General features: G+C 65.9%; 14 protein-coding genes and 1 pseudogene. 9 read left to right on the forward strand and 6 right to left on the reverse strand.

Annotation, left to right across the window (positions count from 1 at the left end; genetic code table 11):
• From CVM52_RS26695 to CVM52_RS18320, 5 genes are all read right to left on the reverse strand, one after another.
• Positions 1-1,112: M10 family metallopeptidase (locus tag CVM52_RS26695; protein ID WP_133119897.1), on the reverse strand; the 1,112-nt coding region annotated here is incomplete at its 3' end.
• Positions 1,113-1,237: 125 nt separating this feature from the next.
• Positions 1,238-2,029 carry a hypothetical protein gene (locus tag CVM52_RS18305; RefSeq protein WP_100163880.1) on the reverse strand — a complete coding sequence of 264 codons (792 nt, stop codon included), beginning with the start codon at positions 2,027-2,029 and terminating at the stop codon, positions 1,238-1,240.
• Between the two features lie 153 nt (positions 2,030-2,182).
• Entirely contained in the window at positions 2,183-2,704 is a 522-nt protein-coding gene (locus CVM52_RS18310) for a gamma carbonic anhydrase family protein (RefSeq protein ID WP_100163881.1), read from the reverse strand.
• Positions 2,701-3,342, reverse strand: a complete 642-nt coding sequence (gmk, locus tag CVM52_RS18315; protein ID WP_100163891.1) for a guanylate kinase — start codon at positions 3,340-3,342, stop codon at positions 2,701-2,703. Before gmk ends, CVM52_RS18310 begins: the two co-directional genes overlap by 4 nt.
• A gap of 20 nt (positions 3,343-3,362) precedes the next feature.
• A complete protein-coding gene (locus CVM52_RS18320) occupies positions 3,363-4,253 on the reverse strand; it encodes a YicC/YloC family endoribonuclease (RefSeq protein WP_100163882.1) in 891 nt (296 codons plus the stop codon).
• A gap of 266 nt (positions 4,254-4,519) precedes the next feature.
• Here CVM52_RS18320 and CVM52_RS18325 point away from each other — a divergent pair, with 266 nt between their 5' ends.
• Together CVM52_RS18325 and CVM52_RS18330 are read left to right on the forward strand one after the other, a co-directional pair.
• Complete coding sequence (locus CVM52_RS18325; protein ID WP_240620996.1) at positions 4,520-5,203, forward strand: PAS domain-containing protein; 684 nt, start codon at positions 4,520-4,522, stop codon at positions 5,201-5,203.
• Between the two features lie 63 nt (positions 5,204-5,266).
• Complete coding sequence (locus CVM52_RS18330; RefSeq protein WP_133119898.1) at positions 5,267-5,758, forward strand: hypothetical protein; 492 nt, start codon at positions 5,267-5,269, stop codon at positions 5,756-5,758.
• A 4-nt stretch (positions 5,759-5,762) separates the two neighbouring features.
• On the opposite strand, the gene CVM52_RS18335 is transcribed toward CVM52_RS18330, so the two are convergent.
• Entirely contained in the window at positions 5,763-7,133 is a 1,371-nt protein-coding gene (locus CVM52_RS18335) for a class II 3-deoxy-7-phosphoheptulonate synthase (protein ID WP_100163884.1), read from the reverse strand.
• A gap of 162 nt (positions 7,134-7,295) precedes the next feature.
• Here CVM52_RS18335 and CVM52_RS18340 point away from each other — a divergent pair, with 162 nt between their 5' ends.
• The 7 genes and pseudogenes from CVM52_RS18340 to CVM52_RS18370 form a co-directional block, all read left to right on the forward strand.
• The gene (locus CVM52_RS18340; protein WP_100163893.1) at positions 7,296-8,300 is read left to right on the forward strand and encodes a GlxA family transcriptional regulator; all 1,005 of its coding nucleotides are present in this window, start codon (positions 7,296-7,298) and stop codon (positions 8,298-8,300) included.
• Between the two features lie 234 nt (positions 8,301-8,534).
• Positions 8,535-9,713, forward strand: coding sequence for an ABC transporter substrate-binding protein (locus CVM52_RS18345; RefSeq protein ID WP_100163885.1), 1,179 nt, complete (start codon positions 8,535-8,537; stop codon positions 9,711-9,713).
• An 87-nt stretch (positions 9,714-9,800) separates the two neighbouring features.
• Entirely contained in the window at positions 9,801-10,583 is a 783-nt protein-coding gene (locus tag CVM52_RS18350; RefSeq protein WP_100163886.1) for an ABC transporter ATP-binding protein, read from the forward strand.
• A 145-nt stretch (positions 10,584-10,728) separates the two neighbouring features.
• Positions 10,729-11,553, forward strand: a complete 825-nt coding sequence (locus CVM52_RS18355) for an ABC transporter ATP-binding protein (RefSeq protein WP_100163887.1) — start codon at positions 10,729-10,731, stop codon at positions 11,551-11,553.
• 79 nt (positions 11,554-11,632) lie between these two features.
• Positions 11,633-12,643 (forward strand): branched-chain amino acid ABC transporter permease, encoded by a 1,011-nt coding sequence (locus CVM52_RS18360; RefSeq protein WP_100163888.1) that lies wholly within the window; start codon positions 11,633-11,635, stop codon positions 12,641-12,643.
• Entirely contained in the window at positions 12,640-13,944 is a 1,305-nt protein-coding gene (locus CVM52_RS18365; protein ID WP_100163889.1) for a branched-chain amino acid ABC transporter permease, read from the forward strand. Before CVM52_RS18360 ends, CVM52_RS18365 begins: the two co-directional genes overlap by 4 nt.
• Positions 13,945-13,955: 11 nt before the next feature.
• Positions 13,956-14,278, forward strand: a pseudogene (locus CVM52_RS18370) (oxidoreductase); the annotation flags it as partial.

The following is a 14,278-nucleotide window of genomic DNA, read 5'->3' on the forward strand; positions in this document are numbered from 1 at the left end:
CCACCCTGCAGCCGGTCAGCCTGGGCGCCGCCGGCCAGATCATCCGCGCCAAGGCCGCCGAACAACCGGTCGGCCCCTGCACGGCCGAACAGGCTGTCCTCGCCAGCGCGGCCGCGCAGGGTGTTGTCGGCGGCATTGCCGCGGATGGTGTCATCGCCGCTGCCGCCGGTGGCGTTCTCGATCAGCGCTCGCTGATCCCCCTGCACCAGCCGCGCATTGGCCAGGTTGCCCCGCGCGACACGGTCTTGCGCAGTGCTGAACCGGTCGAGGTCGGCCAACTGCATGGCGGAAAAGGTCGACCACCCGCCGGGGGCCAGGTCGATGTCCAGATTGGTGCCGTAATTGGCGAGATCATAGGTATCCACGCCATCGCCGTCCCAGATGGTGCGGAAGATCCGGTTGCCGGCGGGCGCCCCCTGCCCCACGCCATTGACGCTCATCTCGCCGCTGGCCGGGTCAAAACGATAGACGGTGTCGCCGCTCCACAGCTCGCCGAAGCTGGCATAATTGGCGCCGTAAAGAAATTGCAGCGCCGCGATGTCCAGCTGCATGTAACTTTGCGCCCAGTCCACCGGGCCGCTGTCATAAGACTCGATCTCGGCATCGCCCACATAGTCGCTGTAGGTCATGATGGTGAATTCCTGCGAATCCAGCCGGCTCTGGAAAAATCCCGGCGCCTCATGCCCGTGGTTCAGCCCCATGGCGTGGCCGATCTCGTGAATGAAAAACAGGTTGGCCTCGTTGCCGGCAACCGGCTGTGTCGTGCCCGCGCCGAAAAACGCATCGCCCCCGGTCTCGTCACGCTCCGGCAGGTAGGCATACCCCCCCGCCAGCCCGACCTCGCGCGCAAAGCGCAGGGTCGCGGTGCCGGCAAGCGGGTCGCTGAGCTCGTCAAAACGCAGCCCGGTGACGGCGGCAATCTGGGCCAGCGCGGCGCGCACCGCGTCCTGCTGTGCCGGAGCAAGCGGGCGCACATCCCCGGGGTCCTGGTAGGAATAGGAACTGCCATCGGCGGGAAAGCCGAAACTCAGCTGTGAAGGCCGCCAGTGATGGCTGGACAGCCAGCCGGAAAACGGCTCGGTCGTGGGTCCGGTCCGGGTCACCGCGGTCACGTGTTTCCCTCCTGTTGCGTCGGCCACCGCGCTTAATCTGCGCGCAACTGCCTCGGCGGGCTGTGAACTCTGTCACGCCCAATACAGGGATAGGGTAAAAATCCGGCTTGCGCGACCGTCAGGTGTCAGGCCGGGTCGAACCCGAACAAGCCGCGCAGGCTGCCCTCGTCCGCGCGCATCAGGCGGCGGATCGATGGTTCATCGCCATCGCGGATCTGCAAATCGGTGCGCAGCACCGGCAGGTCCAGCGGCGTCTTGGACAGCAGAATGCCGCGCGCCCCGCCCGAGCCGTCGATCCGGTGGATCGACAGGTGTTCCCAGGCCAGGTGGCCGGTCTCGTACAGGGTTTCGATGTCGCGGACAAAATTGTGGCACTGGTAGTTTTCCACCAGCAGCACGAATTTCTGCGCCTGCCGCACGATGTTGGACAGCGCCACGAAATGGCTGACGGCGGTGTGGATATGCATCAGCACCGCCTGGGTAAAGACCAGCTCGGCCCGTGGCCACTGGTGGCAGAACGGCATGGTGACATCCTGCAGGCCCAGGTGCCCCTTCAGCTCGGGATGCTGTTCAATCGCCAGCTCCAACTGGCCCGCGCCACGATCGCCGCCGGTAAAGCCGATGGCCGGGAACAGCGATTTCGCCGTCGCCAGATGGGTGCCGCCACCACAGCCGACCTCGTGCACCGTGGCGGGCTGCAGCTTGCCGATGGCTTCCAGGATCAACTGCTGGTTGGGGTGCACCTCGCCCGCGCCGGACTGCACCGTGCCGCTTTCGGGATCGAAACTCAGCTGGCCCAGCGCCGCCATCGGGCGGACGGCGCGTTTCAGCCGCCGCTCGGAAGTGCCCTGACCGTAAGTGTCCCAATCAAAATCATCGTCGAAAAATTTGCGCCTTCGGTAAAATAAATGCTTCACCTGTTTTCGCCTCTGCTCCCCTCGGTTGGTCCGAGGGCTAGCCGAGTTGGCCAGACCCGACAAGCGCAGGCAGAAGCGACCGGCAGGACCACGCCGATGCGGCCGGTTCCAGTGCCGCATTTGCGGGCACCGCCTGTGGATGGCAGAGGCCTGCTAGAGGCTGCGCAGCGCGTCGCGATAGCGGCGCATGTTCTCCTGGTAGTGCAATGTACCGGCCGTCAGCCGCTTGCGCGCGGCCTCGTCCAGCTCCTTCACCACCCGGCCCGGGGCGCCCATCACCACCGAACCGTCCGGAATCTCCTTGCCCTCGGTCACCAGCGCACCGGCGCCAATCAGGCAAAACTTGCCGATTTTCGCACCGTTCAGCACGGTTGCTCCCATGCCGATCAGCGAGTTCTCCCCGATGGTGCAGCCATGCAGCATGACCTTGTGGCCGATGGTGCAATTGGCGCCGATGGTCAGCGGATAGCCCATATCGGTATGCAACACGCAGTTTTCCTGCACATTGCTGCCCGCACCGATCCGTATCTCTTCATTGTCGCCGCGCAGGGTGGCGCCGAACCAAACGCTGGAGCCTTCTTCCAGCACCACCTTGCCGATCACATTGGCATCGGGCGCAACCCAGGTATCGGGGTGAATCTGCGGCGCAACCGCCCCCAACGCATAGATGGTCATGGCAACTCCTCGAATTCGGCCTGCAGGGTGCGCACATGCGCGTTCAGGCGCGGCTGCTGTTCGCGGCGCAGGCGGGTGGCGGTGACAATGGTTTTAAGCTTTGCTTCGGTTGCGTCCAGATCGTCATTGATCAGGACAAAGTCATAGCCGCCCCAATGGCTGATCTCGTCCCAGCTTTTTTGCATCCGCCGGGCGATGGTGGCTTCGTCGTCCTGGCCGCGGCCGATCAGGCGGCGGCGCAGTTCGGCAATCGAGGGCGGCAACAGGAAGATCGACAGGGTATGCGGCCCCAGCGCCGAGTTCTGGATCTGTTGCGCACCCTGCCAGTCGATGTCGAACAGCACGTCGCGCCCGGCCTCGATGGCCGCCTGCACCGGCGCCTGCGGCGAGCCGTAGAAATTGCCGAAGACATGGGCATGTTCCAGCATCGCGCCCGCCTTCACCTGCGCCTTGAACGCGGATTCGGACACAAAGTGGTAATCGCGCCCGTCCTGTTCGCCCGGACGTGCCGCGCGGGTGGTGGCGCTGATCGAAAAGGCAATCGCCGGATCCCAGCTGCGCAGCCGCCGCGCCAGGGTCGATTTGCCCGCCCCGGAGGGCGAACTGAGGATGATCAGAAGGCCGCGTCTTGCGCTCATATCGGTATCCTGCCCGCTGTTCATTCGACGTTCTGCACCTGCTCGCGCATCTGGTCGATCACCGCCTTCAGCTCGAGCCCCACGGCGGTCAGATCGCTGGATTGCGACTTGGAACACAGGGTATTGGCCTCGCGGTTGAACTCCTGCATCAGGAAATCCAGCTTGCGCCCCACCGGCCCGCCCTTGGCCAGCAGGTCCTGCGCCGCGCGCACATGCGCGCCCAGGCGGTCCAGTTCCTCGGTCACGTCGGCCTTGACCGCGATCAATGCCAGTTCCTGCGCCACCCGGTCCGGATCGGCGCCGGCGGGGCTGTCCAGCACGCGGGCCAGGTTGCTCTTCAGGGTCTCGGCCATAGCCTCCTTGCGCGCCTCGGCCAGGGTGGCGGCGGTCGCGGTCAGTTCCTCGATCCGGCTGATCTGCCCGGCCAGCACCTCGGCCAGCGCCGCACCTTCGTCGCGGCGCATCTGCAGAAAGGCCTCCAGCAGGGCCGGAAACGCAGCGCGGATCGCGGCGCTCAGCGGCGCGGTGTCATCCTCGGCGCTGGCGGCCTCCATCATGCCGCGCTGTGCCAGCAGCTCGCCCGCGCTGGTCGGTGCCAGGGTCAGGCCGCGTTCCAATGCCTCGGCCTCCAGCGCCGTCAGCGCATCCAGCACCGCCGCCATTGCCGCCGGGTTCAGCGCCAGCGTGCCGCCGCCCTCATCGCGGCTGACCTTTAGCGACAGGGTGACATTGCCCCGGTTCAACGCCTTGCCCAGATCGGCCCGCAGCGCCGCTTCCAGACCGTCCAGCCAATCGGGCACGCGCAGGCGCAGGTCCAGCCCCTTGGCATTGACGCTGCGCAGCTCGCAGCTCCAGCTATAGGCCCCCAGCGCCCCCTTGCCCGAGGCAAAACTGGTCATCGACCGGATCATTCGCACCCTCACTCCTGTTTGGGCCGCACGCGGCCTGGGTTGGGCGCACCTAATGCCATACGACCGATCAGGGCAACCCCAAGGGCGGCGCCCCCCCATGCCGCCGAAATCTCCGCTCCGTTAACCATTGGTTAAGGAAATTCTCTAATTTTAACTGAATTCGTGGCACCTTTGGTCTGGGCCTGCGCCGTGCAAACCGGTCCGGGACCAACCTCAGGATCCCGCAGGGCCCGCAGTGCATGCCGGGTGCAGGCGGAGGTTGGACGATGACGAACAACAGCGAAACGGACAAGCCGGGACAAGATACCATTGTCCAGATGCGGCGCTTTCGCAGCGGCAAAAGCCTGTCGCCGATCCACCAGGCCGAAGCCTATTGGACGGCGTTGCGCCAGGGCAGCGGCATTCCCGAGCGCGACCAGGTCGATCCACGCGGGTTGGAAAACCTGCTCCCGCATACCTTCGTGCTGGAACGCATCGCCCCGTCCATCGCCCGGTTCCGCCTTGCCGGTCAAACGCTACAGCGTTTGGCTGGCACCGATCTGCGCGGCATGCCGCTATCTGTGCTGGTCACCCCTAAAGCACGCCACCGCATCGGCAAAGACCTGCAATCCCTGTTCGACACGCCAGCGGTTGCCGAATTCTCTCTGATCAGCGAAGCCCGCCCCGCACATCCGACCTTCGAGGCGCGCATGCTGCTGCTGCCGCTAAAGACCGAACTGGGAGAGATCAGCCGCGCCCTCGGCGTGCTGGTCGCCGACACGCCCGTCCGGGGCCATGGCGCAGTGCGCTTCGAGATCACCGGCAGCTGGCTGCGCCCGGTCTCGGGCCGCCGACAGAGCGACCAAGCCGCCCCGGCCGCCATCGCCAAGACGACGCCGGGCTTTGCCGCGCCGCCAGCGCCGCCCTATCGCGGTGCACCGCATCTACGGCTGGTCAAGACCGGCGACTGACCCTCCAAATTCGGCGCATTTTCTGCTACACTGGCGCCGCTTTCCCGATTCCGGAGCAGCGCAATGACCAGACGTCCAGTCAGGATAGTCGTTGCCGCCGCGGTCGCCCTTGCCCTTGGCATGGTCGCGCCGGGGCCGCGCGCCGGGGCACAAACGCCGAGCTTTGCCCTGCTGACCCCCGAGGAACAAATGCAATACGAAAGCATCGGCTCGGGCGCGGTCCGCTCGATCGCGATCCAGTCCAATGCCGGCCCGCAGATTCAGATCGCCGCGCCACAGGGATTTACCCTGCGCTCGCCGGTCGATTTCGACATCCGCGTCTCCCCGCGCGACGGGGTCGCCGTGGACATGTCGACGCTGCGGATCGACTATCGCCTCGGCCCGGCCTGGGTGAACGTCACCAATCGGATCATGCGCCATGCCGCCATTGCCGGCGCGCGGCTGCGCGCCCGCGGTGCGGAACTGCCCCAGGGCGACCATGCGCTGCGGGTCAGCATCCGCGACGCGCAGCAACGGGTGACGCAGGCGACCGTGCGCTTCACGGTCGCCAACTGAGCCCTCAGCCGGTGGCGCGGGTCTCGCGCGCCAGGCGCAGGTTGGACAATTCACCGGCCACCAGGAAGGCCAGTTCCAGCGCCTGGCTGGCATTCAGGCGCGGATCGCAGGCGGTGTGATAGCGGTCTGACAGGTTCTCTTCCAGCACCGCGCGCACGCCGCCGGTGCATTCGGTCACGTCGGTTCCCGTCATCTCGAAATGCACCCCGCCCGGCACCGTGTTTTCCGCCGCATGGATGGCGAAGAACTCGCGCACTTCCTGCAGGATCGCGTTGAAGAACCGGGTTTTGTAGCCGGAATTGGTCTTGACCGTGTTGCCATGCATCGGGTCGCAGACCCAGACCACGTTGGCGCCCTCTTCGCGCACCGCTCGGATCAGCCGCGGCAGGTGGTCGCCTGCCTTGCCCGCCCCGAACCGCGCGATCAGCGTTAGCCGCCCGGCCTCGTTTTCGGGGTTCAGCCGCGCCATCAGCACCTTCAGCTCCTCCGGTGTCAGGCTGGGGCCGCATTTCAGCCCGATCGGGTTCTGCACGCCGCGGCAGAACTCGACATGGGCGCCATCGGGCTGGCGGGTGCGGTCGCCGATCCAGACCATGTGGCCCGACCCCGCAAGCCACTTGCCCGAGGTCGAATCCAGCCGCGTCAGCGCCTCTTCATATTCCAACAGCAGCGCTTCGTGGCTGGTGTAGAACTCCACCGTTTGCAGGGTGTGGGCCGCATCCTGGCTGACTCCGGCCGCCGACATGAAATCCAGCGTGTCGGAAATCCGGTTGGCCATGTCGCGATACTTCTCGGCCTTCTCGCTTTCGGTAAAGCCCAAGGTCCAGGCATGGACCTGGTGCACATCGGCATAACCCCCGGTGGAAAAGGCCCGTAGCAGGTTCAGCGTGGCAGCGGCCTGCGTATAGGCCTGCAGCATCTTCGCCGGGTCCGGAATCCGCGCCTCGGGTGTAAAGGCCAGTTCGTTGATGATATCGCCGCGATAGCTGGGCAGTTCCAGGCCGTCCACCGTTTCGGTCGGCGCACTGCGCGGCTTGGCGAACTGGCCGGCCATGCGGCCGACCTTGATCACCGGCACCTTGGCGGCATAGGTCAGCACCATCGCCATCTGCAGCATCACCTTGAAGGTGTCGCGGATCGCATCGGCACTGAACTGATCGAAGGCCTCGGCGCAATCGCCACCCTGCAGCAGGAACGCCTCGCCCCGCGCCGCCGCGCCCAGGTGGCGCTTAAGCCGCCGCGCCTCGCCGGCGAAGACCAGCGGCGGATATTTCGACAGCTTTGCTTCGACCGCCTGCAAGGCGGCTATGTCGGTATAGTCCGGCATCTGCACCCGCGGTTTCGCGCGCCAGTCCGTCTTGTGCCAATCGCCCATTGCCCTGATCTCCGAATTCGAATTGGAACACCCCTTATACAAAAGCCGGCCGCCCGTGGCCATATAACAAATGCGGCCACTTGACGTCGCTCATATGCTTTGACCAAGGTGGCGGCGGGCGCGCCCGCCCGTTCGGCGGGCCCCGGTAAGGACGTGCACGGAATGCAAGCGCAACGGCAAATTGTCGACGTGGTCACCGACACCACCAAACCCCGGCAGTTCGTCTTCGTCCTGCTGGAGAACTTCACCATGCTCAGCTTTGCCTCGGCGCTGGAAAGCCTGCGCATTGCCAACCGCATGGCCGACCGCAAGCTGTATTCCTGGCGGCTGGTCAGCGAGACCGGCGCCCCGGTCAGCTGTTCGGCAGGCACGCTGTTCAATGTCGATGGCGATCTGGAAGAGCTGGGCCGCGACGACACCATCATGATCTGCGGCGGCATCGATATCCAGGCCGCCACCTCGCGCCGCCTGCTGGGCTGGATGCGGCGCGAGGCCCGCAAGGGGCTGATGATCGGCGGCCTGTGCACCGCCGCCTTTTCGCTGGCCAAGGCCGGGCTGCTGGACAACAAGCGCGCCACCATCCACTGGGAAAATTCCGACAGCTTCGCCGAGGAGTTCGACGAGGTGGAACTGACCAAGTCGGTCTTCGTGATCGACGGCAACCGGATGACCACCGCCGGCGGCACCTCGTCGATCGACCTGATGCTGAAGCTGATCGCCGATCACCATGGCGAGGACCTGGCCAATGCGGTGGCCGACCAGCTGATCTATTCCTCGATCCGCACCGACCAGGACACCCAGCGCCTGTCGGTGCCCACCCGCATCGGCGTGCGCCACCCCAAGCTGAGCCAGGTGATCCAGATGATGGAGAGCAATATCGAGGAGCCGATCAGCCCGGCGATCCTGGCCCGCGATGTCGGCATGTCGACACGCCAACTGGAGCGGCTGTTCCGCCGCTATCTGAACCGCTCGCCCAAGCGCTATTACATGGAACTGCGGTTGCAGAAGGCGCGCAACCTGCTGATGCAAACCGATATGAGCGTGATCAACGTGGCGCTGTCCTGCGGCTTTGCCTCGCCCTCGCATTTCTCCAAATGCTACCGCGCGCATTACGACACCACCCCCTATCGCGAACGCGGCAGCCACGCCACACGCCTGTCGATCTAACCCGTGGCACGCGGCAAATGCCATCAACGGGATGGGTCGATACGGGTCGACAACGCTTGCCCGCCGTCCCCCCGCTGGCGCGCTGCGAATTGCCGCCAACTTGCACAGATCCGGGCGCGACGCCGCGGCTATCGAAGGCCCTGCCCCAGCGGCAAGCGCCTTGAGACTTTACTTTTTTTCGGCCTCGCCTAGGCTCGATTCAGGACGTTCAAGATCCAACATGGGAGTAAACTGATGAAAAAGCTGCTTTTGGCCAGCGCCGCCTGCGCGCTGGTAGCCTCCGCCGGCGCGGCCCAGGAGGTCAAGCTGGGGATCCTGGTCGGCTTCACCGGCCCGATCGAGTCGCTGGCCGAGCCGATGGCGAAAGGCGCCGAACTGGCGATCAAGGAAGTCAGCGACAGCGGCGCCCTGCTCGACGGGGCCACGGTGACGCCGGTGCGCGCCGATACCGGCTGCATCGACAACGGCCTGGCCACCTCGAATGCCGAACGGCTGATCGCCGATGGCGTTGCCGGCATCATCGGCGGCGACTGCTCGGGCGTGACCGGCGCGGTGCTGCAGAACGTGGCGATTCCCAACGGCATGGTGATGATCTCGCCCTCGGCCACCTCGCCCGGCCTGTCCACCGTCGAGGACAATGACCTGTTTTTCCGCACCGCCCCCTCGGACGCGCGCGAAGGCCAGGTGATGACCGAGGTGCTGCAAGATCGCGGCATCGAGTCAATTGCGCTGACCTATACCAACAACGATTACGGCAAGGGCCTGGCCGACGCGATCAAGACCAATTTCGAAGCCGCGGGCGGTGAAGTGACCATCTCGGCCGCGCATGAAGACGGCAAGGCCGATTACTCGGCCGAAGTCGGCGCGCTGGCCTCGGCCGGCGGCGATATTCTGGTGGTGGCCGGCTATCTTGACCAGGGCGGGCTGGGCATCATCCGCGCCGCGCTGGACAGCGGTGCCTTCGACACCTTCGGCCTGCCCGGCGGCATGATCGGCGACAGCCTGCCCGCCAATGTCGGCCCCGACCTGAACGGTTCGTTCGGGCAGATCGCCGGTTCCGGCGGGGAAGGCATCGAGAAGCTGACGGCGATGGCCGGCGACGCCTTCGACGCCACCTCGCCCTATACCCCGGAAAGCTATGACGCGGCGGCGCTGTTCATGTTCGCGATGCAGGCGGCGGGTTCGACCGATCCGGCCGAATACGGGCCGAAGATCCTCGAGGTTGCCAATGCTCCGGGCGAGCAGATCTTCCCCGGTGAACTGGCCAAAGGCCTGGAGATCCTGAAATCCGGCGGGGAGATCGACTATGTCGGCGCCTCGGCGGTCGAGCTGATCGGGCCGGGCGAAAGCGCCGGCAGCTATCGCGAGATCGAGGTCCAGGACGGCAAGAACGTCACCGTCAAGTTCCGCTGACATAAACACCGGGCAGCCCGGCACCGGCCCTGCCGGACCGGGCTGCCTGCAGGCCGCGGCACCGCGCCGCGCGGCCAAGGGGGTGCGATGATCGTCGTCGAGGACGTGCACAAACATTTTGGCGGGTTCCATGCCGTTGACGGGGCGACGCTGAAGATTGCCGAAGGGTCGATCACCGGCCTGATCGGCCCGAACGGCGCCGGGAAGACCACCTTGTTCAACGTGATTGCCGGGGTGCTGGAACCGACCTCCGGGCGGGTCACCATGGCTGGCGAGGATATCACCGGGCTGCCGCCGCACACGCTGTTTCACAAGGGGCTGCTGCGCACCTTCCAGATCGCCCATGAATTCGCGTCGATGACCTGCCGTGAGAACCTGATGATGGTGCCGGGCGGGCAATCGGGCGAATCCTTGTGGAACACCTGGTTCGGCCGCCGCCGCATCGCCGACGAGGAACGCGCGCTGCGGGCCAAGGCCGACGAGGTGCTGGAATTTCTGACCATCGAACATCTGGCCGACCACAAGGCCGGCCAGGTCTCGGGCGGGCAGAAAAAGCTGCTGGAACTGGGCCGCACCATGATGGTGGATGCGCGTATCGTGTTCCTGGACGAGGTTGGCGCCGGGGTGAACCGCACCCTGCTGAACACCATCGGCGACGCCATCCTGCGGCTGAACCGCGAACGCGGCTATACCTTCGTGGTGATCGAACATGACATGGATTTCATCGGCCGGCTCTGCGATCCGGTGATCTGCATGGCCGAGGGCAAGGTGCTGGCCGAGGGCACGCTGGCGCAGATCAAGGCCAACGAGCAGGTGATCGAGGCCTATCTGGGCACCGGGCTGAAACATCGCGACAAGGTGCCATCATGACGGCGGGCGGGAACCAAAGGCGTGTCCTGCGGGCGCATTGCGTCCGGCACGGCCTGCGGATTGGCGGCGCGGTCGCCTCTCCCGGAACAGGTCCGGGGACTTCGCCGGATCATTCGGCCCAAGAGAAGAAACAAGGGGCAGAGGCATGAGCGGCAACCCCTATCACGAGGACCGCGGCAACAAGGACCGCTCGATCACCAATGCGCAGGGCGCCGGCACGATCCCCTGGCGCAAGAGCGGCGCCACCTTCCCCGCCGGCGAAGGGCCGTTCCTGATCGGCGAAGGCATGACCGGCGGCTATGGCCGCGGGCCGGATATCCTTCATGACTGCACCATCGCGGTGAATCCCGGTGAGATCGCGGTGATCGTCGGCCCCAATGGCGCCGGCAAGTCCACCGCGATGAAGGCGGTGTTTGGCATGCTGGACCTGCGCGCCGGGCATGTGCGGCTGGATGGCGAGGACATTTCTGCGCTGAGCCCGCAGGACCGGGTGGCGCGCGGCATGGGATTCGTGCCGCAGACCAGCAATATCTTCACCTCGCTGACGGTAGAGGAAAACCTGGAGATGGGCGCCTTTACCCGCCGCGACGATTTCCGCCCGACCATGGCGCAGGTCTATGACCTGTTCCCGATCCTCAAGGAGAAACGCCGCCAGGCGGCGGGCGAACTGTCCGGCGGTCAGCGCCAGCAGGTGGCGGTAGGCCGGGCGCTGATGACCAGACCCAAGGTGCTGATGCTGGACGAGCCCACCGCAGGGGTCAGCCCGATCGTGATGGACGAGCTGTTCGACCGCATCATCGAGGTCAGCCGCACCGGCATCCCGATCCTGATGGTCGAGCAGAACGCACGCCAGGCGCTGGAGATCGCCGACAAGGGCTATGTGCTGGTGCAGGGGCGCAACGCCCATACCGGCACCGGCAAGGACCTGCTGGCCGATGACGAGGTGCGGCGGAGTTTCCTGGGGGGATGAGAATGCAAGCGCTTCAGAATTTCCGGCCTTGCCGCTCTGGCCCCGGACACGCGCCGTTCGGCTGTGGGGGGAACGCCTGATGGACCTGCTCAACGCCCTGGTCGCGCTGGCCAATTTCGTCATCGTCCCCGCCGTTGCCTATGGCAGCCAGCTGGCGCTGGGGGCGCTGGGGGTGACGCTGATTTACGGCATTTTGCGGTTCTCCAACTTCGCCCATGGCGACACCATGGCCTTTGGCGCCATGGTCACCATCCTGGCCACCTGGGGGCTGCAGGCGCAGGGGATTTCCCTCGGGGTGCTGCCCACCGCGCTGCTGGCCCTGCCGGTGGGCATTCTCGGCACGATGATCCTGATGCTGCTGGTCGACCGCGCGGTCTATCGCTTTTACCGACAGCAGAAGGCCAAGCCGGTGATCCTGGTGATCGTCTCGCTGGGGGTGATGTTCATGATGAACGGTATCGTGCGCTTTGTCATCGGGCCGGACGACCAGAACTTTGCCGATGGCGGGCGCTTCCTGGTCTCGGCGCGCGAATTCCGCGCCTGGTCGGGGCTGGATGAGGGGCTGGCGATCCGCACCAGCCAGGGCCTGACGGTGCTGACCACGGTGATCTGCGTGGCGCTGCTGTTCTGGTTTCTTGAACGCACCCGCACCGGCAAGTCGATGCGCGCCTATTCCGATAACGAGGACCTGGCGCTGCTGTCGGGCATCAACCCGGAACGGGTTGTGATGGTGACCTGGATGATCGTCGCGGCGCTGACCACGGTGGCCGGCGTGCTGTATGGGCTGGACAAGAGTTTCAAGCCGTTCACCTATTTCCTGCTGCTGCTGCCGATGTTCGCCTCGGCGGTGGTCGGCGGCCTGGGCAGCCCGCTGGGCGCCATTGCCGGCGGCTTTATCGTCGCCTTTTCCGAGGTGACGGTGACCTATGCCTGGAAGAAGGTGCTGGGCTATCTGATGCCGGATCCGCTGGCACCCTCGGGGCTGGTGCAGCTGCTCAGCACCGATTACAAATTCGCGGTCTCGTTCGGCATTCTCGTCATCGTGTTGCTGTTCAAGCCGACCGGATTGTTCAAGGGGAAAGCGGTATGACCGACACGCTGCGCACCACCGGCCTGTTCGTCCTTGTCGGCGTGCTGATCCTGATCACCGGTTTCACCCAGGGTTGGAACACCGCGCTGCTGATCCTGAACATGGGGTTGGTTTCGGCGATCATGTCGATTGGGGTGAACCTGCAATGGGGCTTTGCCGGCCTGTTCAATGTCGGCATCATGGGCTTTGTCGCGCTGGGGGGGCTGGCCTCGGTGCTGGTGTCGATGCAGCCGACGCCGGGCGCCTGGAGCGCCGGTGGATGGCGCATCCTGCTGGCGCTGCTGATCGGGGTGCTGACCATTGTTGGCGCGGTGCTGATCATGACGCGGATGGCGCGGGGGCGCGCCAGGGTGCTGGCGGTGATCGCGCTGCTGGTCGCCGGGTTTTTCCTCTACCGCGCGGTGTTCGACCCGGCGGTGGCGGCGGTCGAGGCGATCAACCCGGCGCTGCTGGGCTATCTCGGCGGGCTGGGCCTGCCGGTGATCGTTGCCTGGCCGGTGGGCGGTCTGCTGGCGGCCGGCGCGGCCTGGATCATCGGCAAGACGGCGCTGGGGCTGCGGTCGGATTACCTGGCGATTGCGACGCTGGGCATCGCCGAGATCATCATCGCGGTGCTGAAAAACGAGGACTGGTTAAGCCGGGGGGTGAAGAACGTGGTCGGCATCCCCCGCCCGGTGCCCTACGAGATCGACCTGCAGAACAATCCCGGCTTCATCGAACGCGCCGCCAGCTTCGGGCTCGACCCGGTGGAAGGCTCGACGCTCTATGTCAAGATCGCCTATGCGCTGCTGTTCCTGGCGGTGCTGCTGATCCTGCTGTGGATGGCGCAGATGGCGCTGCAAAGCCCCTGGGGCCGGATGATGCGGGCGATCCGCGACAACGAGGTCGCCGCCGAGGCGATGGGCAAGGACGTGACCCGCCGGCACCTGCAGATCTTCGTGCTCGGCTCGGCGGTCTGCGGGCTGGCCGGCGCGATGCTGACCACGCTGGACAGCCAGCTGGTGCCGACCACCTATCAGCCGCTGCGCTTTACCTTCCTGATCTGGGTGATGGTGATCGTCGGCGGCTCGGGCAACAATTTCGGCGCGGTGCTGGGCGGCATGTTGATCTGGTATCTCTGGGTGCAGGTCGAACCGGTGGGGATCTGGCTGATGCAGCTGCTGACCGCCGGGATGGCCGACGGCTCTTGGCTGAAGGCGCATCTGATGGACAGCGCCGCGCATATGCGGCTGTTTACCATGGGGCTGGTGCTGTTGCTGGTGCTCAGGTTCAGTCCGCGCGGGCTGATCCCGGAAAAATAGGGCGGCGCGCGGTGGGCCCGGGCACATCCGAGCAGGCGGCAATCCTGGGGCAGCCGCTGACGCTGCCTTGCGGCGTGGTGCTGAAGCACCGGATCGCCAAGTCGGCGATGTCGGATTCGCTGGGTGACGGCACCGGCAACCCGACCCCGGCCCAGCGCCGCCTCTATGCGCGCTGGGCCCAGGGCGGCGCGGCACTGTCGCTCATCGGCGAGGTGCAGCCGACCCCGCGTTTCCCGGAAAAGCCCGGCAACCTGGTCCTCGATCCCGAGGCGGATCTGGACGCGATGCGCGCCCTGGCAGCGGCCGGCGCCGGCGCGCTCTGGCTGCAACTGGG

The sequence above is a fragment of the Pseudooceanicola lipolyticus genome (assembly GCF_002786325.1).
In the GTDB taxonomy this organism is placed as follows: domain Bacteria; phylum Pseudomonadota; class Alphaproteobacteria; order Rhodobacterales; family Rhodobacteraceae; genus Pseudooceanicola_C; species Pseudooceanicola_C lipolyticus.